Origin of the sequence: Crossiella sp. S99.2 (assembly GCF_023094165.1) — a bacterium.
Classification (GTDB): Bacteria; Actinomycetota; Actinomycetes; order Mycobacteriales; family Pseudonocardiaceae; genus Crossiella.
In genome coordinates this window covers 944,858-965,641 of sequence record NZ_JALMDK010000001.1, presented here as the reverse complement: position 1 = coordinate 965,641, position 20,784 = coordinate 944,858, and the positions used below count along the sequence as shown (strand labels likewise).

Sequence of the window (20,784 nt, the reverse complement as noted above, 5' to 3'; positions counted from 1 at the left end):
CGGATGTCGATCGTTTGGCAGTCTTCGCAGGTCACAGTATGGGTACCAATTCTGGGTCCGCCAGCGCGGTCTTGCCCACCCCGGTCGGCCCGTCCAGCCACCACACCGGCAGCACCCCGGAGTCCCGGCCGCCCACCGCGCACAGCCGGGTGAGCTCGGCGGCGCGGCCGGTGAAGTCCGGCACATCGCGTGGCAGGTGGTTGCGGCTGACCGGCGCGGACGCGGACGCGGGACGGGGTTCGGCGAGCAGTTCGCGGTGCAGTCGTTGCAGTTCCGGGCCGGGTTCCACGCCGAGTTCGGCCACGGTCAGCGCGCGGGCCTCGTGGAAGACCCGCAGTGCCTCGGCCCGCCGTCCGCTGCGGTGCAGCGCGGTCATCAGCTGGGCGCGCATCCGTTCCCGCAGCGGGTGTTCGGCCAGCAGCGCGGGCAGTTCGGTGACCAGTTCGGCGTGCCGGCCCAGCCGCAGGTCCGCGTCCATCCTGGCTTCCAGGGCGGCCAGCCGTTCTTCTTCCAGCCCGGCGAAGAACCGCTCCCGCATCCGGTCCGAGCCGATGTCGGCCAGTGGTCTGCCCCGCCACAGCGAGAGCGCCCGGCGCAGCAGGATGCCTGCCTGCTCGGGGTCGGACTCGCGCCGGGCGGCCGCGGTCCAGGCCCGGAAGCGGTGCAGGTCGACCTGGTCCGGCCGCACGGACAGGACGTAGCCGGGTGGGCTGTGCCGCAGTGGCACGGCGAGCAGCTGACGCAGGTGCGAGATGTGCACCTGGAGCGCCTTGCGCGCGTTCGGCGGCGGCGACTCGCCCCAGACCGCGTCGATCAGCCGGTCGGTCGGGGTGATCACGCCGGGGTTGAGCAGCAGCAGGGCCAGGATCTGCCGGGCGCGCGGCGGCGGCTGGTCCTTCGGCAGCCCGGACGACCAGATCTCCACCGGACCGAGAATGCGAAATTCCTCCACCATTGGCCCCCGGCGCAGACGGCTGAACGGCCATTGTTGGGCCCGATTCAACCGGTTGTCTGCCCCCGAGGGTCGCCCCGCGCACTCAAGAACCTGATATCGAAACGATCAGCCGGGCGGATTCGAGACCCCAGCCGCCCGGCTGATCATTCCCGCGCTGCCCTTACGGCCTGGTGCCGCCGTAGAAGGTGCTCCCGCTGAGCGTGCGGGTGACCCGGCGGACCGCGTTCTGCTGGTTGCCCTCGATCATCTTCACCGTGCTGCCGGAGCGGGATTCGATGATGCCGATGTGCGTGCTGGTGGACGGACTGGACGGCCCGGTGCCGAACAACAGCACATCACCCTTGACCGCCGAACCCAGGTTCGCCTTGCTGTAGGACTTGCCGTTGCGCTGGCCCCACTTGTAGACGTCGCCGGTGAACGGGTACTGCGGGATGCTCACCCCCGCCTTGCGCCAGACCCAGGTGCTGAACAGGGCGCACCAGGCCACGCACATCGAGGAGTACTTGGTGCAGTTGCTGCCCGCGGGCCGTTCCCCATTGCCCAGCTCCGCCGCGGCGAACCGGACGATCTGGTCCCGGTCCGCCAGGGTGCCCGCGGGCGCGGCGGCCTGCGGCACGGTGTCCGGCTGGGTGGCCGCGGTCCTGGCCGCGTCCTGGACCAGGAACTCCCGCAGCGCCTCGCCGGTGAGCGGGCGGCCGTCCAGATCCTCGACCGCGAGCACGGCGGGCGCCACGGTGTCCGGATCCTCCGCCGCGATCGCCGGGCCGGTGACCACGGACGAGGCCAGCACCAGACTGACCCCGACCCCCAGTACGGTCAGACCGCGAACGAGGCGCCGCGGGATCATCTTCTCCATGGCAGTTTTCCCCTCATCGGCATCACCGCGCTTTCCGCGGCGAAGTCAGGGTCGACCAGCCCGCCTAATACCCAGCAAAGAAACGGTTAAGCCAGCAATCGGGTGAATACCGGCAAGTTTGTGCACTGAAGAAGGACCAGTGCTACGAGAGTGCTCCCGCAACGATTCACCCACGCGCGCCCGCTGCGGCCTTTCGGCGACTCCGCTCATCACCCTGCCGCTGTCCCTGGTAGGCGGTCCGCGCCCTGCGCGCCAGGGGCTTGGCCAGGGTCGCGCTGACCGGCCGCTCCCTGGGCTCGCTGGCCTCCTGACTGACCGCGAGCCGCATCCGGAACGTGGGCGCCGTGGTGCTCAACCCCGCCCCGTGGACCCCGGACTGGATAAAGACTGCCGCGACCCGACGCAGTGCTGATCAGCTCGAAGCTGGGCGGAGACTCGTGCTCAGCTCGGCCTGCCGCGCCCCGCTGAGCACGTTCCGCTCGCCGAGTGGGCGGACTGGTCAGTGCGGTTTACCCTCCAGGTGGGCCAGCAGAGCCCGGATATCCGCCGCGTCCATGACCGCGAGGCTCGGTTCGTCCTCCTGAAGATCGCCCAGTTGCCGGACGGACGGGTCGTCCAGGATGCGCCCCATGAACTCGAGTTTCTCACCCAGGCGCATCGCGACGACCTCGTCCACTGTCCGCTGAGCCGCCAGCACGGTGACCCTGGTTTCCGTGCCAGGCGCCAGCCCGAGCCTGTGGATGCGGTCAAGGCTCTGCAGGAACCGGCCTGCCATGAAGTCACGATCTACGTAGACGGCGTCGTGGCAGACCTGGTGCAGGCTGATGCCCTCACCGAGCGTTGCCGGGTTGGAGAGCAGGACCATGCAATCCGGATCCTGACGGAACCGCCTGATCTGCTCCTCACGATCCTCGGTACCACCGTGCACCATCGCGGGCTGGTACGGAGCCAGCAGTCGTTCCAGGGTCGTGATGCTGCGGACGAACGTCGACCAGACCAGGGTCTTGCGTCCCGCGGCCGCGTTCTCCGCGACGATCCTCAGGGCTTCCTCGTACTTGGGCGACAGCTCATGACTGGGCAGGTTCTTGATCAGCGTGTCCAGGGAGTCCTCCGGAGACGCGGCGAGCGGGGGGACCTGGTAGGCAAGGGGCTCGTACCTCGTCGTCCCCTCAACCAGCAGGGCGGGGCTAGTCGCGGCCATCAGCATCCGGAGCATCGCTTTCCCTAGCGACTCCAGATCTCCGGAGCGTGCGGAGGGGTTGCCCCGCAACGCGTCGTAGATCTCCCGGTGCAGCGGCGGCAGCTCCACCAGCCGGATCTTCGGCTCGAAGGGGGGCAGGCCCAGTTCCTTCTTGGTCGTGCGGGTGAACAACGGCCGGAGTACCGCGCTCGCATGGGCCAGATCACCGCCGCCTACCGCGTCAGCCACAACCCGCTTTCCGTGACCGGGCCACACGAATGACAGGAGACTCTCCAGATCCCGGGCGCCGTTCGGCGCTGGTGTACCGGTAAGGATCAGGCGTCTCCGCGCGAGTGGCCCGAGGGCGAGGCAGGCAGCACCGTACGCCCCCCGCGCACCAAGTTTCATCCGGTGGGCCTCATCGAGGATGAGCATCGCGGGCGCGGAACGGAGCCAGGTGGCCAGGCTGCCGACCGACCGGCTGAGCCGTTCGTAGTTCACGATGAGCAACTCGGTACCGGAATCGGGGCGGCTACCCATCACGCCGGCCCGGAGCGGCTGCTTGAAGACGGTGTAGTTCTCGTACTGCCAGGCCTCGTACGCTGATTTGGGGCACACCACGAGCAGGCGCTGGACCTCTCCCTGAGTCCGCATTGCGGCGAAGAGGGCCAGGGAAGCGCGGGTCTTACCTGCCCCGGGAACACTGAAGTTCGCACCATGGCTAAGTGCCAGGAGCCGGGCGATGTCCCTGCGCTGGAACGAGGTCAGATCCGCGATCCAGTCCGGCCCCAGCAACTCATCGAGGTCCTCGGGCGCGGCAACGGTGGACGGGCCCCCACCATCCCGGAGATTGTTCTCCGCCACATCCGCATCGTCGAGAACACTGGCCACCAAGCTGGACAGCTCCGGCTCCCAGACCACGCCGTCAGGATCGGGCCAGCTGGCCAGGTCGCTGATGCCGACCAGGAAGTCATCCAGGTCGATCTCCGCGCTGAGCGGGCCGCGCTGACCACCCCTGGCAATGCTGGAGGCCAGCGCGGCGAACTCGCTCCGCAGATCAGCCCTGGCCCGCAGGATCACCCGGGTCCGCGTGACGTCGAAGCTGAGCTGGAGCGAGTATCCCGCCGGCTCCTGAGTGGCAGTCACTGGTCTACGGCCGCGACATTCCGGAGCCAGGCAACGCCTTCCTCCGGCAGCTGCACGCTCTTGGCCGCCTCCTTGGAAAGCCGCCCCAGGATGGTGCGCAGGTTGAGGAGCGCGTCATCGAAGGCACCCTCATCGAGACTGTTGTTACCCCGCGCCAGCACAAGGTCAGTGATGCACTGCTCCAGGTCCTTGCAGGCGTCATTCACCCGGTCCGGAGCAGCCAGCCGCTTCTTGCGCTCGCGCACGAACTTGCCCGCGTACTCAATAGCCTCCTCGAAGACGCCCTCCAGCTCAGAGATCTTCTCGGACGCCTCAGCGAGCTGCTCAGCTGGCACCTGCCCACCCATGACCTGCACCGCCTTGGCCTTCAACACCGAATCAGTCAGTGCCCTGGCGATGGAAACTTTCGGGCTCGCAGCCTGGACCGTCCTGTTGAGCCCGGGGATCTTCAGTGCGGCTGGCGCCTCGGGAACAGTCGGCTGGAGGTACTCGGGCAACCTCTTGTCCAGGAACCGGACCTGGAAGTCGGATTCGATACACCGGACGTCAGTCTTGGCAAACCCCAGGACGATGGCGCTCAGTCGCGCCTCCCTCAGCAGGTCGGCCTGTTCCTTGTTCTTGGAATATTCCTTAGCATAGGCGCGGTACAGCTCGAACAAGCGTTCCTTGGCGTTCTCAAAGTCCATCAGGCGCAGCGCCAGATTCCCGTTCTCGCTACGCCTGATCAGTTCCCGGAGTTGTCCCAGGATCCAGCCATCCCGTTCGCAGGCCGGCACCGTGGTCTGGAAGTTCTTGGCGATCTCGGCTAGCTGCCGCCCAGCTTCAACCTGCTCATCGAGGGCAAGCAGGTGGTTGACGTAGGAGTAGTCCCGGCGGCGGTCCGGCCGCAACTGCAGGGACAGTTCCACGGCCTGCACGTCGTCCCAGGTGGACGACGCAGGCAGGACGCCCACCCGGATACTGGGTACCCCCAGCTTCTTCAGTGCCGCCTGCCGCGTGTTCCCGTTGACGAGCACTCCGTCACGGGTGATCAGCCCCGGCTCGTTCTGCTTGTATTCCCGCAGGCTCTCCAGCAGTTCGTCGAACTTGGGGTCCGGCTTCGAGGGATCAGCCGGCGTCGCCGCCAGCAGGTACTCCAGGTAGTCCTGGCTCTCCTCGCTCCACGGGTCGTCCTGCAGCGCGCGGTCCTTCAGCAGATCGTGGCTGCGCTGTGCCCGGACGCGATGCGTACCCGGGTTGTAGTAGAGCTGCGTCACCGGCATGTCGATCACCTCGACGTGCTTGGGCAGCCCCCGGAACTCGATCGTGAGCGTCTCCGGGACACCCTGCCCCGCACGCGCTTCCTGCACCCGCTCCTCGACGAGCTGGCGATTCTCCTTCGCCTTCGGCGGTACCCCGAAGCCAGCCGGCATTGCACCCCTCCACTGAAAGATCGGTGACGACTGTACGGGTGGTGCGGGCCCGCCGGGCGTTCCCGCACCACCATCCCCTCACGCGAGGGCATCCCGCACGTGCACGCGGGACTCGGCCGGCAGCGTCCGGTAGCCAGCCCAGATGTCCTCGATCTCGCTGAAGCCCCGTCGGTCCTCCGCGACCCAGGCGGACAGGATCTTCTTCTCGATCGCCGGCAGCTTGTTGATCCGGCCCAGCAGGCGCCCGAGGTTGGCCACCAGCTCCCGGTTGCCGATGCGACAGCGGTTGCACTCGATGACCAGCTGAGTCTTGGTCGTACCGTCCGGCAGCAGGACATCGCGGCGGGCGACATCCAGCTGGGAGGTGACATCGGTGCCTACGTAGGCCTCCCCCGGGCCGATACCGCAGGACCGGCACTTGTGCCCGTCCCGCATCAGGGCCTCGTGCCGCTGCGCCGCGGTCACCGTGACCGCCGCCCTGCGAGTCGCCTTCCCAGGTACCCACACAGGCTGACCGACCTCGACCAGGCGCTGCTCATGGGTTCCCAGCCCTACGTCCTCCCGGTTGGTGTGGATCTTCCAGTCGAAGTCGCGCAGGTCCCGCAGCCGGCGGTCGATCTGGGCGACCTCCGGGAACGCCTCGCGCAGCTGGTTCTTCGTGAACGTGTTGCCGAGGCCAATCACCTGGATAAGCCAAAGCGCGACACGCTTCATGCCCCCCAGCTTCGTATCCATCCAGGACGGCATGTTGTCCATTGACCTGCTCACCCTTCACTACACGGAACTGCGCCTCAAAGATGCGCAATATTTCATCAGCAAGGAAACGTCATATCGGACCGGAAGTGAACCCCGAGACAGTCCCAGGTTTCGGCAACTTTCTGTCCCAACGTGAAAATTTCCAGATGCAACTCATCAAGTGCAAGTTACAGGCAAGAGTTGGGACACATTCGCGAAAAGTTGGGACAAAAAATCATTCCATTCAGCAGTCTTCTATGCTCAGATGACCTTGAAGACCGCTGTACCTAAGGGCACAGATCACGACAGGGGGCGACGTTGACAAGACCTGGCCAGGTTCCTGGCAAAGAGACCCGAACGAAGTCACAGCTAGAGCTTTCAGACCTGGTCATGAGTCTCATCGATCTTATAGTCGCCTTCCCGCCACCACCGGATACAGATAAACGAAGGATGGACCAGGCTGCCTGGCGGGGACGGCCTGGTACCGCCAGGTGGGTGGAACTGTTCGTCCCGACCGTGACAAAGTCAGTCGCTGACAGGCTCATCAGGGGGGTCCACGCTGGCCTGACCGGATTGTGGACCCTGTACGAGGCGGCAGGGGCCGCGCACGCACACCTTGTGGTAGCCGATTCCAACTACGACGACTTGGCTCCACCACTGTCGTGGGACCAGGTGGAGCACGTGTACGACGCCGCGTGGGCAGATTGCAACCCGAACTCCAAGCGCCGCAAGCCGGCTGGCGCGACCGTCGAGCCGCAAGGCCATTCCGGAATGTTGCCGGTCCCCCCTGCCGAGGGGGACCGGCAACTCAGTGAATCGGATAGCCCCCTCGCCGGGGAACTCAAAGAGCTTGCGCGCCACTTCGCCGCGGGCAAGCAACAGGACGCGGCGGTGATCCTGCACTACTTCGGCACGACAGCCCCAGCGAAGGAGACAGCAGCGGCGATCACCTACTGCCACGCCCAGAACCTCGGTGATGCCGCCAGCTACCTAATCGAGTACAGCGCACAGCGCCCGGAGAAGGAAGTGTTGATCATCGTTCGTTCGCTCAACCAGAGCGGTCAGCGCGACCTGGCCGACAATCTGCTGGCGCTCACCGAGGAGTAATACCGAGGCCGGCACAGCCGACAGGCCCTGCGACATGAGTGAGGCCGGTCAGCCACGTAATCGCGTGACTAGCCGGCCTCTCACCAGGTAGTTGTCAGACGTTGAAGCGGAACTCCACCACGTCGCCGTCGACCATCACGTAGTCCTTGCCCTCGATGCGCACCTTGCCCGCGGACTTCGCGGTGGCCATCGACCCGGCCTCGATCAGGTCGGCGAAGGAGACCACCTCGGCCTTGATGAAGCCGCGCTCGAAGTCGGTGTGGATGACGCCGGCGGCCTGCGGGGCGGTGGCGCCCTGCGGGATGGTCCAGGCGCGTGATTCCTTGGGGCCCGCGGTGAGGTAGGTCTGCAGGCCCAGGGTGTGGAAGCCGGCGCGGGCCAGGGAGTACAGGCCGGGTTCGTGCTGGCCGATGGACTCCAGCAGTTCGGCGGCGGACTCCTCGTCCAGCTCCAGCAGTTCGGACTCGACCTTGGCGTCCAGGAAGACGGCGTCGGCGGGGGCGACGAGTTCGCGGAGTTCCTTGAGGCGGGGCTCGTTGGTGAGCACGGACTCGTCGGCGTTGAAGACGTAGAGGAAGGGCTTGGTGGTGAGCAGGCTCAGCTCACGCAGGTCCTCGAGGTCGACTTCCTTCTGCGCGGCGAACATGGTCCGGCCGCTGTCCAGGATGTCCTTGGCCTGCTTGGCCGCTTCCAGGACGGGGCGGCGGTCCTTCTGGGTGCGGGCTTCCTTCTCCAGCCGCGGGATGGCCTTCTCCAGGGTCTGGAGGTCGGCCAGGATCAGCTCGGTGTTGATCGTCTCGATGTCCGAGCTGGGGTCGACGCGGCCGTCCACGTGCACCACGTCCGGGTCGTCGAAGACCCGGATGACCTGGCAGATCGCGTTCGCCTCGCGGATGTTGGCGAGGAACTTGTTGCCAAGGCCCGCGCCCTCGGAGGCGCCCTTGACGATGCCTGCGATGTCCACGAAGGACACCACGGCCGGGACCTCACGTTCGGAGCCGAACACCTTCGCCAGCTGGCCGAGGCGCGCGTCCGGCAGCGGGACCACGCCGACGTTGGGCTCGATGGTGGCGAACGGGTAGTTCGCGGCCAGGACGTCGTTGCGGGTCAGCGCGTTGAACAGGGTGGACTTGCCCACGTTGGGCAGGCCGACGATGCCGAGGGTGAGGCTCACGACCAGCCAGTCTAAGGGGTGGCCCGCAGCCACTCGTCCAGCAGGCCACGCAGGTGCTCGCACTCGGTCGCCGGGTGCTCGGCAACGCAGTTCAGCGGATGCCGGAGCAGGTCGCTGGCGCGCTGGGCGCGGGCGATCCGGGCCTGGAGTTCGGCCACGTGCGCCTCGATGATCCGCTGCCATTGCGCGCGGTCGGCCAGCAGCAGCGCGCCTAGGTCGTCCAGGCTCAGGCCGAGTTGCTGACCGGCCTGGATGAAGGCCAGGCGGCGCAGGCCGTCCTCGTCGTAGTAGCGCGCGTTGCCCCGGCGCTGGGCGGGCTTGAGCAGGCCGCGGCGTTCGTAGTAGCGCAGGGCCGAGGTGGCCAGGCCGAGGCGGGCGGCGGCCTCGCCGATCGGGACCAGGGTGTCCATGCCGGCATCTTGACTTGAACCTGGGTTCAAGCGGAACCCTCGGGGCATGTCGTGGATGACGGATCGCCCGCTGAACCAGTTCGCCCTGCCGCGTGGCTGGCGTGGCAGGCTCGCGGGCTGGGTGATGGCCCGGACGAACGGGACCGAGATGGCCGAGGTGCTCGGGGAGCTGGGGCCGGTGCGGGGCCGGGCGGTGCTGGAGGTCGGGTTTGGACCCGGACTGCTCAGTAAGGCGCTGACCGGCGCGGATGCCCGGGTGACCGGAGTGGATCCGTCCGAGGTGATGCTGCGGCAGGCTCGCCGCCGCGCCCCTGGCGCCCGGCTGCGGCTGGGCAGCGCGCAGCGGACCGGGGGTGCGGACGGCGAGTTCGAGGTGGTGGTGTCGATGAACAACCTGCCGATGTGGCCCGACCTGGACGCGGCGCTGGACGAACTGCACCGGGTCACCCGGCCGGGTGGGCGGCTGGTGCTGGCCTGGCACGGCGGCACCGAGCCGACCCGGCGGACCCTCGGCATGCTGCTGCCCGCCGCGGCCGCCGAGCGGGTGCTCGCGGGGCTGCGGGCCAGGTTCGCGAGCGCGGAGCTGACCAGGACCAAGCACTGCGAGATCTTCGTCGGCACCCGCTGAGTCAGCTGCCCTCGTGGGTGAGCAGCCAGCGCTTGACCTCCGGTCCCCAGCGGAACCCGCCGAGGCCGCCGCCGGTGCGCAGCACCCGGTGGCAGGGCACGAACAGCGCCGCGGGGTTGCGGGCGCAGGCGGTGGCGGCGGCGCGCACCGCGGCCGGGCGGCCGGCCAGCGCGGCGTACTCGGCGTAGCTGACTGGCGCCCCGGCGGGCACCGTGCGCAGCACCCGCCAGGCGGCCTCCATGAACTCGCCGCCGCGCTGGCGGACCGGGGTCTGGGCCACCGCGGCCAGATCGCCTTCGTGGTAGGCGAGCACGGCCTTGGTGACCGCGCCCAGGTCGGCGCGGGTGATCAGCTCGGCAGGACGGATCGAGGCGTGGATGAGCGGGTGCAGGGCGCCGGGGTCGGCGGTCCAGCCCGAGGCCAGCACCGCGCCGTCGGTGTCGACGATGGCGCTGAACGGACCGGCCTCGGTGTCCACTGTGGACACGGCTGCGGTGGTCATGCGGTTCTCCTGTCAACGTTCTCCGCACCGGTGGTGCGCAGCAGGTGGGCGGTGGCATAGGAGCGCCATGGCCGCCAGGCCCGGGAGCGGGCGGTCAGGGCCGGGTCGGGCACCCGCCAGACATCCGGCGTGCCCAGCACCCTGGTGACGATCTCCGCGGCCATCACGGGGGTGATCGCGGGGTAGGACAACAACTCCGCGGTCAGCTCGTCGGTGTCGCGGCCGAAGTGCACGTCCAGCGAGCCGTCGGCCAGCGCGGTCACCACCTCGCGTTCGTCCGCGCTCAGCTCGACCGCCAGCACGGCGGCCGGGGCCGGGAACAATGCGGTCAGCTGACCGTCCGAAGTAGACAGTGGTTCGCCGAGTGGCAAGTCCCGCAACAAGGTTCGCAGCACGGTCTCGGCGCCGTCGACGCTGCCGGGTACCCGGATGCCGGGGGCGGCGGCCACCAGCGGGGCCAGCAGCGGGTCGGCACCGAGCAGTTCGTCCACCGCGCACGGGTCGGCGTCCAGGTCCAGCAGGCGACGGACCCTGGACACCGCGCTGCCCAGATCACGCAGGTCGGTCAGGGTCAGCGTGCAGGCCACGTGGGTCGGACCGGGCTCCAGCCAGACCGTGGCCGGGCCGTGTGCCAGCCGCAGCGTGCGCCCGTACCGGCCGGGCTCGGCCTGCTCGATGCCCGGGATGGCCTGGGCGGCCAGGGTTTCCAGCAGTCCGGCGGCGTCGAAGGGCGGCCGGAACGGCAGCCGCAGGCTGATCGCGCCGGGTGGGGCGGGCAGTTCCCGGCGGCGACGGCGCAACGCTTCGGCCCGCAACTGGGTCGGGTTGACCGCGAACACCGCGCGGATGGTGTCGTTGAACTGGCGCACGCTGGCGAACCCGGCCGCGAAGGCGACATCGGCGAAGGTCAGCTCGGTGGTCTCGATCAGCAGCCGGGCCGCGTGCGCCCGGTGCGCGCGGGCCAGCGCGAGCGGACCGACGCCCAGTTCGGTGGTCAGCACCCTGGTCAGGTGCCGTTCGGAGTAGCCGAGCCGGGTGGCCAGGCCGGGCACGCCGTCGCGTTCGACCACCCCGTCGGTGATCAGCCGCATGGCACGGGCGGCCAGGTCGGCGCGCAGGTTCCACTCCGGGGAACCGGGCACCGCGTCCGGCAGGCAGCGGCGGCAGGCGCGGAAACCGGCGGTCTGCGCGGCGGCCGCGGTGAGGTGGAATTCGACGTTGCGCCGCTTGGGGGTGACCGCGGGGCAGGACGGGCGGCAGTAGATGCCCGTGGTGCGCACCGCGAACACGAAGCAGCCGTCAAACCGGGCGTCGCGGGCGGCGACGGAGCGGTAGGCGCGTTCCGGATCGAGGAGCATGACACCGATCCTGCCAGCGCCAACGCGTCACCGCTGGCGGTATTCGGACACCACCCTCAGCGTGATCCGGGGCACCCTGAGTTGACCTTGACACTAGCGTCAAGGTTCACGCTCACGGCATGACTGACGCACCTCTTCCCTACCTGATCCGCGGCTCCGGCCCCGGCCTGCTGCTCGCCCACGGCGCCGGCGGCGGCGCGGTGTCGAACTGGACGCCGATCCTGGACGAGCTGGCCGAGCACTTCACCGTCCTCGCCCCCGACTACCCCGGCTCCGGCGACAACCCGCGCGCCACCGATCCGCTCCAGCTGGACCGGCTCGCCGATGACCTGGTGGCCACCGCGGTCGCGGCCGGCCTGGACGAGTTCGCCATCGCCGGGTACTCGCTGGGCACCGCGGTGGCCACCACCGCCGCGGTCCGGCACCCGGACCGGGTGCGCAAGCTCGCGCTGATCGCCGGGCTGACCCACGCCGATCCGTGGCTGCGCCAGGCGATCCGCACCTGGCTGGCGCTCTTCGGCGGCGATCCGGTGCCGCTGGGCCACTTCTCCCTGCTGATGGCCGCTGGCGCGGACGCGCTGACCGAGGGCGTCACGGACGAACTGGCCGCCACGGTGGGCAGCTCGCTCGCGGCGGGCGTGCCCGAGCAGTTCGACCTGGTGTCCAGGGTGGACATCCGGCCGCTGCTGCCGCGGGTCACCGCGCCCACGCTGGTGCTGGCCACCGGCCAGGACAACCTGACCCCGCCGCATTTCTCCCGGGCGCTGGCCGACGGCATCCCGGACGCGAAGCTGGTCGAACTGCCCGCCGGGCACAACGTGTTCGTCGAAGCCAAGCCGGAGCTGCTGGCCGCGCTGCTGGAGTTCCTGCCTACACAGTGATCTCCAGGGTGGAGCCGGTGCGAGCCTTGCGCACTCGCAGCCGGGTGGGGATCCGGCTGCGCAGCTCCTCCACATGCGAGACCAGGCCGACCACCCTGCCCCCGGCCCGCAGCTCGTCCAGGGTGTCCATGACCAGGTCCAGGGTGTCCGCGTCCAGAGTGCCGAAGCCCTCGTCCACGAACAGGGTGTCCAGCACCGCACCGCCGGTCTCCGCGGCCACCACGTCGGCCAGGCCCAGCGCCAGCGACAGCGAGGCCAGGAAGGACTCGCCGCCGGAGAGGGTCTTGGCCGGGCGCTGCTGACCGGAGTACTCGTCCAGCACGTCCAGCCCGAGCCCGCCGCGGGTGCCGCGCGGACCGGCCACATCGCTGTGCACGAAGGAATAACGCCCCTGGCTCATCCGCCGCAGCCGGTGTGTGGCCGCCTCGGCGACCTCTTCCAGCCTGGCCGCCAGCACGTAGGAGCGCAGCGACATCTTGCGGTTGTTCTGGCCGCGCCCGTTGACCACGTCGGCGAGCGCGGCCAGTTCGGCGTGCGCGGCCTGCACCGGGGCCAGCGCGGCCAGCGCGTGGGTCAGCCGCGCGGCCAGCGCGTCCACCTGCCGTTTCCGCTCCGCCGCCGCCCTGGCCAGCGCGACGGCCGCTTCGGCGGCCTCGCGGGCCAGCCGGACGGCCTCGCGCGGGGCGTCCAGTTCGACCTCGGTGTCCGGGCTGATCCCGGCGAGTTCGGTCAGCACCGCCTTGGCCGCGGCCTCCCGGTCGTCGAACCCGCGCAGCCGCTGTTCGACCTCGGCCACCTCGGTCTCGGCCCGCACCGCGGCCACTGCTGTTGGCACGTCTGGGAATCCAGCCGCGCTGACCGCCTCGGCCAGCTCCCGCCGCTGGTCCTCGGCCCGCCGCCGGGTGTCGGCGAGCGCGGCGCGGGCCTGGGCCAGGGTCTCGATCGTGGTGGCGAAGTCCAGCAGGTGCTGCCGCCGGGCCGCCACATCGGGGTGCTCGCCACGCGCCGATTCCAGCCGATCCGCCCGCGTCGCAACGGTTTCCGTCAGCGAAGCGTGTTCGGTCTCGGCCGCGGCCACCGCCTTCTCCGCCACCGCCAGCCGCTCCCGCAGCCGCTGCGCCTCGGCCTCCAGTTCGGCCACCGCGCCGACCTTGGCCGGCACAGTGGCCTTGGCCGCGGTCACCAGCCGCAGTGCGGTCTCGGCCTCGGCGAAGGCCGCTTCCAAAGCGACGGATTCGTTGTCCCCCAGGCGTTCCCGCAACGCGGCCAGGTCCTGCTCGGCCTGCTGGGCGGCCCGTGCGGTCTGATCCCGGCGTTCGCCGGTGCGGGCCTCGGCGACCTCGGCGGCGCGTTCGTCCTCGGCGCGCACCCGGTCGGCCACCGCACCCGCGGGAGCCGGGTGTTCGGTGCCACCGCACACCGGACAGGACTCCCCAGCCCGCAACCCTTCGGCGAGTTCGGCGGCCATGCCGTCCAACCGCCGCTGCCGCAACAGCTGCCGCTTGTCCCTGGCCGCCTGGTGCTCGTCCACCGCGTGCCGATGCGCATCGGCCGTCCGGCCAGCCGCCGTCTCGGCCGCGGGCAGTCGCCGCGCGTCGGTACGCAACGCGGCCAGCTCTTCTCGCCGGGCCGCCACCCCGTCCAGCCTGGCCGCGGCTTCCTGGGCAGCCTCCAGGCACGTCCTGGCCGTCAGCAGCCGCTCCGGCAGCGTGCCCAGGTCCGCGCCGACCTGCTCGACCTGCCGCCGCGCCTGATCGGCCTCGGCCCGCACCTGGATCAGCCGCCGCTGGTCGACCTGCTGCCGCTGCGCCTCGGCCACCAGTCCGGCCAGTTCACCCGCCGACTCCCGATGCCCAGCGGCCAAAGCCCGCAGCTGCACCGCATCACTGTCCACAATGGACTCGTCATAGCGGGCCACCGCCGCCCGGCCCCGGGTCGCCTCGACATCGGCGGCGCCCAGTTCCCGCTCGATCCGGACCAGCACTCGCTGCGCCGCCTGCACCGGCAGGGCCCGCCGGGCCTGAGCCAGTTCCGCGGCCCAGGTGGCCCGGTTCGCCGCGGCGGCCTCGATCTCGGCCAGTTCCGCACCGGCCCGCCGGACCCGGCGCACCCGCTCGGCCAGTGCGGTCCGCTCGGCCAGCAGCTGCTCGGCCGCCTCCCGCTCGGCGCGTGCTTTCCCTTCCACCACAACGGTGTCCGCGAGTTGCTCGGCCGCCTCGGCGGTGAGGACGCCCAGCCAGTCCTGCTCGTTCTGGCCCTCGGCGGGATCGCTGCCCGCGGCCTGGGCGAGCCGGGCGATCAGCGCCCTGGTGTCCTGCTGCCGTTCCTCCAGCGTGCGCGCGGAGTCCTGGCGGCGGTTGGTGAACCACTGCTCGATCTCGCCGAAACGCTCGGTGCCGAACAGCTTTTCCAGGAGCTTCTGCCGCTCGTCGGTGTCCGAGCGCAGGAACCGGGCGAACTCGCCCTGGGGCAGCAGCACCACCTGGAAGAACTGCTCGGCGGTCATGCCGACCAGGCGTTCCACCGTGCGCGCGATCTCGTCGATCCGGGACAGGCCCTCCGCGCTCTGCCCGGACGGGGCCTGGCCGATCCAGGTCAGCGAGGCTTTGGCCTGTTGCTTGGTGAACCCGGTGCCGCGGGACTTGGGCCGCTGGTATTCCGGTGAGCGGGCCAGCCGCAACCGGTGGCCCTGCACGGTGAGTTCCAGCGCGACCTCGGTGGGATCGCCGGGGTCGGCGTAGTCGCAGCGCAGCCGCTTGGCGTCGTTGCGCGCGCCGGGGACCTTGCCGAAGAGAGCGAAGGCGACCGCGTCCAGCAGCGTGGTCTTGCCCGCGCCGGTGTCGCCGTGCAGCAGGAACAATCCGTCGATGCCCAACGCGTCGAAGTCGACGGTCTCCCGCCGCGGGTAGGGGCCGAACGCCTCGACCTCCAGCACGTGCAGCCTCATGCCTCCCGCCCCCGCACCGATTCGATGGCCGAGGTCAGCAGGGACAGTTCGCGTTCGCTGGGTGGCGCGCCGCGGCAGTCGTCGACGAAGCGTTCGGCGATCTGGTTGTCGGTGCGGCCGCGCACCGCCTCCAGGTAGCGCAACTGGGTGGCGCCGCCGCCGTCCGGCCGGAAGTCCAGGTGCACCGCGTACGGGAACCGTTGTTGCAGGCGGCGCATTGCTTCCAGCGGGCGGACCGGGTCGGTGAGAGTGAGCGAGAGGTAGCAGTCTTCCAGCTCGGCGTAGTCCGGTTCGGTGAGCAGCTCGTCGATCCATCCGGTCGCGGTGGCCAGTTTCCGCGGCACCGGCAACGCCTTGCGCTGCACCCCGGCCAGGCCGTGCGCGTCCAGTTCGACCAGCCAGACCGCCTTGTGGTGCCGGGCCTCGGAGAAGGAGTAGGCCAGCGGACTGCCCGAGTACCGCAGGTGCTCGGCCAGCACCTGCGGGCCGTGCAGGTGCCCGAGCGCCACGTAGTCCACCCCGCTGAAGGTGCCGCCCGGCACGTGTTCCACCCCGCCGACGGTGATCCGCCGCTCGGACTCCGATGCCTCGCCGCCGACCACGAACGCGTGCGAGAGCACCACCGAGCGCACGCCCTCACCGCGCCCGGCCAGGTCGGCGCGGATGCGGCGCATGGCCTCGCCGAGCACCGCCTCATGTCCGCGGCAGCCGGTCAGTTCGAGCGCGTGCAGGGCCGGATCCGGGTCCAGGTAAGGGATTCCGTAGCAGGCGACCGGCCCGTGCGCGTCGGCCAGCAGCACCGGCGCGCTCAGCGTGGCGATCCGGGTGCACAGGTGCAGCCCGCCCGCGCGGGCGAAGCCGCCGAAGGCGCCCAGCCGCTGCGCCGAATCGTGGTTGCCGCTGATCAGCACGATGTCCGCGCCCGCGGCCCTGATAGCGGTGAGGATGCGGACGCAGGTCTCCACCGCCTCGGCCGAGGGCACCGCGCGGTCATAGAGGTCGCCCGCGATCAGCACCGCGTCGATCCGCTCGTCCACCACGACATCGGCCAGTCCGGTGAGCACCGACTCCTGTTCGGCCAGCAGATCGCGGCCGTGGAAGGTGCGACCGACATGCCAGTCCGAGGTGTGCAGGAGCCGCATAGCGAACAAGGTAGGCCGCCGGCGAACACTGTCGGTGGGTGGGTCCATCATCGAGGGGTGACCGAAGTGATCACCACCGCGCTGATCGTCCTGACGCTGGTTCTCGTTGGGGCGCTGGTGCTTCTGTGGCGGCTGTACAACGACTCCGTGCGCCGCACCGACGCCGCGATGGCCATGGTCGAGGGTGAGCGGGAGCGGGCCGCGCAGCACCAGCGGGCCTTGCACCGGTGGGAGGTGGCGTTCTCCTCGGTCACCGGAAGGGGTGAACTTGGCGAGCAGGTGCTGGTGGAGACCGCCCGCGCGCTGGGGCTGCGCGAGGGGCTGCACTTCTCCGTGCAGACCGATCTGGCCGGTGGTGGCGCGGCAAAACCCGACCTGGTGCTGAATGTCGGCGGCGGACGGCAGGTGCCGGTGGACGCCAAGGCCAGCCTCGCGGTGTGGATGGAGGCGGCCGAGACCGACGACGCGGGCGAGCGGGCCGAGGCGCTGCGGGTGCACGTGCGCAACATCCGGTCCAGGGCGGCGGATCTGGCCGGCAAGGGCTACCAGCGCTGGGCGGACGCCATTTACGGCACGATCATGTTCGTGCCCTCGGACGCCGCCGTGGTCTCGGCCATGGACACCGACCCGAACCTGTTGCCCTGGCTGCTGGACCGGCGGATCTTCCTGTGCGGGCCGACCGGGTTCGCGGTGCTGGCCTCGGCCGCGCTGTTCGCGGCCACCGAGCGGACGCTGGCCGCGGACGTGGAGGCGGTGCGCGGGCACGCGATGAAGGCGCACCGGGCGGCCAGCGGTGCGGTGGACGCGGTGAACCTGTCCAGCACGCACCTGCAGCGGTTCCTCTCCGCCCGGCGGCGGGAGCTGGACGCGCTGGAGAGCTTCCGCGGTGCGGCCCAGCCACTGACCGAGGCGGCGGCCAGCCCGACACCCGTTCCGGGGATCCGCCGGGCCGAGGAATTGACCGTGGGCGGCCTCACCGCCGAGGAAGACGAGGGGGACCAACCAGCAAGTTGATCTTCTAACTGAATATCCGCACTGGTCAGGGCGTTCTGGATGTGCTGCCTGAGGTCCGATTCGTGCCTGTTGGGTAGAAGCCGGTTGCCCTACTCGGCGGTTACCCAGCAGACTCGATCGCACCCAGTCCAGCGCGCGTCCGGGCACACCCCTTACCGGACGGGCTAACGTGTCACGCGTGACCACCACCCGCGACCGTCGAAGCGACGTGGAACAGGACCGCGCGGAGTCCGACTGGGCCTACCTGTCCCTGTTCGGCTCCTCCCGGGGCGTGCCCTGGTGGGCAGCGGTGTTGCTCGCCTTCGGGGTGTCCATCCTGACCGCCTTCGTCAGCCGGGCGCCCAACGGCCAACTCGGCTGGCTCTTCAATGGCGGCTACTTCCTCAGTTGCGTGCTCGCGGTGTGCTGGGTGCAACGCAAGAGCCTGTTCGGGCCGATGGTGCAACCGCCGCTGGTCGCGGTGGTCGTGGTGCCCACGGTCGCCCTGATGACCGCCAACACCCCGGCTTCCGGCGGGATGACCGCGCGCCTGCTGACCGTGGCCCAGCCGCTGGTCACCTCCTTCCCGGCGATGGCGGTCACCACCGCGGCCACCGTGCTGTTGGGCGTGGTCCGGATCTTCCTGCAGAAGCGCCCGGCCGCCCCCGTCGAGCCCACCCGCGGCGCCCGGTCCCGGCCGGCCCGTGACGAGGACGAACCGGTACGTCGCCCGGCCAAGCCCGCGGCTGACGAGCGCCGTCCGGCCGCGGGCCGCACGGCCGCGCCACGCCCGCAGTCCGGCGGCCGTCCCGCACCCCGCGACGGCGGCCCAGCCCCACGTGGTGGCGGCGGCGCTTCCCGTGGCGGTGCGGCAGGCGGCGGCGCCGCCGGCCGAGGCGCCGCAGGTGGTGGCGCCGCTCCGGGCGGTGGCCGTCCGGTGCCGCCGCGTGGTGGCCAGCCCGGCCGTCAGCAGCCGCCCCCGCCCCAGCGCGGCGGTCCCGCGCCCCGCGGTGGCGGTCAGCCGCCGCGGCAGCAGCCGCCCGCACCCCGCCGCCGCCCGCCGCGCGAGGACGACTACTAAGCGCTCGCCAGGCACTGCCGGTCATCGGGAAAGCACTATGGGTGATCCTCGGGCACAGCCGCTGAACTGGGGAAATCCCGGCAAAGCTGTCAGTTAAGCTGCCGGTCCGCCAATCAGCACTACGTGGCGCGGCCCGCTGGGAATGCGCTTTCCGACGGGAGCCGTCGCGCGTTTCCCGAAGGGTAAGAAGCCTCAGATGGGTCCCCGTTCCCGCCCGGCACGCATTCCGGCGCTCAAAGCGATCGCGTTCGCGATCGTCATCGGTCTGCTCACCGCGGGCAGCATCGTGGTCTACCTGCTCGAACGGCAGGACGGCCAGAGTCAGATCACCCTGGGCGACCAGAATTCTCCGGACCGGATCGACATCAGCGTCTTCGTGCAGAAGACCGACCCGGTGCTGCAGGAACTCTCCGCGCAGGTGGAGATCGATCCGGTCGGCGCGCTCGCCGACGAGGACGGGTTCCCGCGCCAGGACATCACCGTGCACACCAACGGCGTCCGGGGCGACACCCTGGCGTTCAAGGCGGGCCGCAGCCCGAGCGTGGCCGACCTGCGGGTGGCGCTGAACGACGGCGTGATCACCGACTACCCGTTCGACAGCTACCAGATCGACTTCGGCTTCGCCGCCGAGGTCGCGGGCAAGAACGTGCCGATCAGTCTGAGCTTCGTCAACGCCGACTCGTTCTTCAAGATCAAGCCGAAGGACGTCAAGGACCTCGGCGGCGGTCTGGTCTTCGCCGCCGAGGCCGTCCGCTCCACCGGCACCTTCGCCTTCGCGCTGTTCGTGATGGCGTTCATGTGGTTCCTGAGCCTGGCCGCGGTCATCGCCGCCTGGTTCGTGATCAGGGACCGGCGCGGCCTGCTGTGGCCGTCGATGAGCTTCATGGGCGCGCTGCTGTTCGCGCTGGTGCCGCTGCGCAACGCGGTGCCGGGGTCGCCGCCGATCGGTTCGGTGGTCGACTTCGGCTCGTTCTTCATGGCCGAGGCGCTGGTCTCGTTGTCCCTGATCACCACCGTGATCACCGGCTACCGGGTGGAGCGGGCCAACGCGCGCGCCGCGGCCGCCGAGGCCGCCGCCGCGGCGGCCGAGGCTGAGGCCCCGCCCGCCCCCGCGCTGGCCGGGAGCGCCAAGTAACCGGCTCCTGACGCGAACCGCCCGGCTGGGAATCCCCAGCCGGGCGGTTCATAAGCGCAGGTCAGCCGATCAGGACTCCTTGGCCGCCTTTTCCTTCATTTCCTTGCGCAGCTCCCGCGGCAGCGAGAAGGTGATCTTCTCGTTGGCGGTGGTGACGGTTTCCACGTCGGCCCAGCCACGCTCTTCCAGGTGCACGAGCAGCTTCATCACCAGCTCGTCCGGCACCGAGGCGCCCGAGGTGACGCCGATGGTGCCGACGCCCTCCAGCCAGGCGTCGTCGACCTCGTGCGCGAAGTCGACCAGGTAGGAGGCCTTGGCGCCGTAGTCGAGCGCGACGTCGACCAGCCGCAACGAGTTGGAGGAGTTCGTGGAGCCGACCACCAGGACCAGGTCGCACTGCGGCGCCATCACCTTGACCGCGGTCTGCCGGTTGGAGGTGGCGTAGCAGATGTCGTCACTCGGCGGGGCCTGCAGCTCGGGGAACCGGCCCTTGAGCTGGTTCACCCGCACCATGGTCTCGTCGACCGACAGCGTGGTCTGGGACAGCCAGATGACCTTGTTGGGGTCGCGGACGGTGACCTTGTCCACGTCCTCTGCGGTGTCCACGAGCTGCACGTGGTCGGGGGCCTCACCAGCGGTGCCCTCGACCTCCTCGTGCCCCTCGTGGCCGATCAGGAGGATGTCGTAATCCTCCTTGGCGAAACGCTTGGCCTCCTGGTGCACCTTGGTGACCAGGGGGCAGGTGGCGTCGATGGTGCGGAGGTTCCGGTCTGCCGCCTCCGCGTGCACCATCGGGGACACGCCGTGTGCCGAGAAGACCACCATGGCGCCCTCGGGCACCTCGTCGGTCTGGTCGACGAAGATCGCGCCGCGCTCGCGCAGCGTGTCCACGACGTGCTTGTTGTGCACGATTTCCTTGCGGACGTAGATGGGAGCGCCGTAGGTCTCCAACGCCTTCTCGACGGTGATCACGGCCCGGTCCACGCCGGCGCAGTAGCCGCGAGGGTTGGCCAGCAGCACGCGCTTGGGCTTGGCAGTGGTCATGGTGTCCAGGGTACGGAGCGTTTTGGCGGCAAGTCGATTCGTTCGGTTGACCAGAAGAATTAGGGTGCGCCCCGCCCAGTCACCCGGATGGCCCAGCG

The 20,784-nt window shown here is 70.0% G+C and carries 19 protein-coding genes; 6 read left to right on the top strand and 13 right to left on the bottom strand.

What is annotated here, in order from left to right:
* Nucleotides 1-31: 31 nt before the first annotated feature.
* The 6 genes from MZC64_RS04745 to MZC64_RS04720 all read right to left on the bottom strand — a co-directional run bounded on the left by MZC64_RS04745 (nucleotide 32) and on the right by MZC64_RS04720 (nucleotide 6,305).
* Nucleotides 32-925: an AfsR/SARP family transcriptional regulator gene (locus MZC64_RS04745; protein WP_247797659.1), complete on the bottom strand. Its 894-nt coding sequence runs from the start codon at nucleotides 923-925 to the stop codon at nucleotides 32-34.
* A 190-nt stretch (nucleotides 926-1,115) separates the two neighbouring features.
* The gene (locus tag MZC64_RS04740; protein ID WP_247755816.1) at nucleotides 1,116-1,811 is read right to left on the bottom strand and encodes a CHAP domain-containing protein; all 696 of its coding nucleotides are present in this window, start codon (nucleotides 1,809-1,811) and stop codon (nucleotides 1,116-1,118) included.
* Nucleotides 1,812-1,977: 166 nt separating this feature from the next.
* Nucleotides 1,978-2,166 carry a hypothetical protein gene (locus MZC64_RS04735; RefSeq protein ID WP_247755815.1) on the bottom strand — a complete coding sequence of 63 codons (189 nt, stop codon included), beginning with the start codon at nucleotides 2,164-2,166 and terminating at the stop codon, nucleotides 1,978-1,980.
* A 144-nt stretch (nucleotides 2,167-2,310) separates the two neighbouring features.
* Nucleotides 2,311-4,071, bottom strand: coding sequence for a DEAD/DEAH box helicase (locus MZC64_RS04730; protein ID WP_247755814.1), 1,761 nt, complete (start codon nucleotides 4,069-4,071; stop codon nucleotides 2,311-2,313).
* Between the two features lie 62 nt (nucleotides 4,072-4,133).
* Nucleotides 4,134-5,549 carry a transcriptional regulator gene (locus MZC64_RS04725; protein ID WP_247755813.1) on the bottom strand — a complete coding sequence of 472 codons (1,416 nt, stop codon included), beginning with the start codon at nucleotides 5,547-5,549 and terminating at the stop codon, nucleotides 4,134-4,136.
* Nucleotides 5,550-5,627: 78 nt separating this feature from the next.
* A complete protein-coding gene (locus MZC64_RS04720; RefSeq protein WP_247755812.1) occupies nucleotides 5,628-6,305 on the bottom strand; it encodes a hypothetical protein in 678 nt (225 codons plus the stop codon).
* A 474-nt stretch (nucleotides 6,306-6,779) separates the two neighbouring features.
* Between MZC64_RS04720 and MZC64_RS04715 the strand changes: the two genes are divergently transcribed.
* Nucleotides 6,780-7,391 (top strand): hypothetical protein, encoded by a 612-nt coding sequence (locus MZC64_RS04715; protein ID WP_247755811.1) that lies wholly within the window; start codon nucleotides 6,780-6,782, stop codon nucleotides 7,389-7,391.
* Nucleotides 7,392-7,485: 94 nt separating this feature from the next.
* Here the strand turns inward: MZC64_RS04715 and ychF are convergent, their stop codons facing one another.
* Nucleotides 7,486-8,565, bottom strand: a complete 1,080-nt coding sequence (gene ychF / locus MZC64_RS04710; RefSeq protein WP_247755810.1) for a redox-regulated ATPase YchF — start codon at nucleotides 8,563-8,565, stop codon at nucleotides 7,486-7,488.
* 11 nt (nucleotides 8,566-8,576) lie between these two features.
* Complete coding sequence (locus MZC64_RS04705; protein ID WP_247755809.1) at nucleotides 8,577-8,975, bottom strand: MerR family transcriptional regulator; 399 nt, start codon at nucleotides 8,973-8,975, stop codon at nucleotides 8,577-8,579.
* Nucleotides 8,976-9,021: 46 nt separating this feature from the next.
* On the opposite strand from MZC64_RS04705, the gene MZC64_RS04700 reads away from it, so the two are divergent.
* Entirely contained in the window at nucleotides 9,022-9,603 is a 582-nt protein-coding gene (locus MZC64_RS04700) for a class I SAM-dependent methyltransferase (protein ID WP_247755808.1), read from the top strand.
* A gap of 1 nt (nucleotide 9,604) precedes the next feature.
* Here the strand turns inward: MZC64_RS04700 and MZC64_RS04695 are convergent, their stop codons facing one another.
* Nucleotides 9,605-10,105 (bottom strand): methylated-DNA--[protein]-cysteine S-methyltransferase, encoded by a 501-nt coding sequence (locus MZC64_RS04695; protein ID WP_247755807.1) that lies wholly within the window; start codon nucleotides 10,103-10,105, stop codon nucleotides 9,605-9,607.
* A complete protein-coding gene (locus MZC64_RS04690) occupies nucleotides 10,102-11,463 on the bottom strand; it encodes a DNA-3-methyladenine glycosylase 2 family protein (protein WP_247755806.1) in 1,362 nt (453 codons plus the stop codon). Before MZC64_RS04690 ends, MZC64_RS04695 begins: the two co-directional genes overlap by 4 nt.
* Nucleotides 11,464-11,582: 119 nt before the next feature.
* On the opposite strand from MZC64_RS04690, the gene MZC64_RS04685 reads away from it, so the two are divergent.
* Nucleotides 11,583-12,344: an alpha/beta fold hydrolase gene (locus MZC64_RS04685; protein ID WP_247755805.1), complete on the top strand. Its 762-nt coding sequence runs from the start codon at nucleotides 11,583-11,585 to the stop codon at nucleotides 12,342-12,344.
* On the opposite strand, the gene MZC64_RS04680 is transcribed toward MZC64_RS04685, so the two are convergent.
* Nucleotides 12,334-15,291, bottom strand: coding sequence for an AAA family ATPase (locus MZC64_RS04680; protein ID WP_247755804.1), 2,958 nt, complete (start codon nucleotides 15,289-15,291; stop codon nucleotides 12,334-12,336). The genes MZC64_RS04685 and MZC64_RS04680 overlap by 11 nt on opposite strands.
* The gene (locus tag MZC64_RS04675) at nucleotides 15,288-16,433 is read right to left on the bottom strand and encodes an exonuclease SbcCD subunit D (protein ID WP_247755803.1); all 1,146 of its coding nucleotides are present in this window, start codon (nucleotides 16,431-16,433) and stop codon (nucleotides 15,288-15,290) included. The genes MZC64_RS04680 and MZC64_RS04675 overlap by 4 nt, the downstream gene beginning before the upstream one ends.
* A gap of 57 nt (nucleotides 16,434-16,490) precedes the next feature.
* Between MZC64_RS04675 and MZC64_RS04670 the strand changes: the two genes are divergently transcribed.
* The 3 genes from MZC64_RS04670 (at nucleotide 16,491) to MZC64_RS04660 (ending at nucleotide 19,642) form a co-directional block, all read left to right on the top strand.
* Nucleotides 16,491-17,447: a DNA recombination protein RmuC gene (locus tag MZC64_RS04670; protein ID WP_247755802.1), complete on the top strand. Its 957-nt coding sequence runs from the start codon at nucleotides 16,491-16,493 to the stop codon at nucleotides 17,445-17,447.
* 178 nt (nucleotides 17,448-17,625) lie between these two features.
* The gene (locus MZC64_RS04665) at nucleotides 17,626-18,507 is read left to right on the top strand and encodes a DUF6542 domain-containing protein (RefSeq protein ID WP_247755801.1); all 882 of its coding nucleotides are present in this window, start codon (nucleotides 17,626-17,628) and stop codon (nucleotides 18,505-18,507) included.
* 196 nt (nucleotides 18,508-18,703) lie between these two features.
* Complete coding sequence (locus MZC64_RS04660) at nucleotides 18,704-19,642, top strand: DUF4436 family protein (RefSeq protein WP_247755800.1); 939 nt, start codon at nucleotides 18,704-18,706, stop codon at nucleotides 19,640-19,642.
* Between the two features lie 69 nt (nucleotides 19,643-19,711).
* On the opposite strand, the gene MZC64_RS04655 is transcribed toward MZC64_RS04660, so the two are convergent.
* Nucleotides 19,712-20,686 (bottom strand): 4-hydroxy-3-methylbut-2-enyl diphosphate reductase, encoded by a 975-nt coding sequence (locus MZC64_RS04655; protein ID WP_247755799.1) that lies wholly within the window; start codon nucleotides 20,684-20,686, stop codon nucleotides 19,712-19,714.
* Between the last annotated feature and the right edge of the window lie 98 nt (nucleotides 20,687-20,784).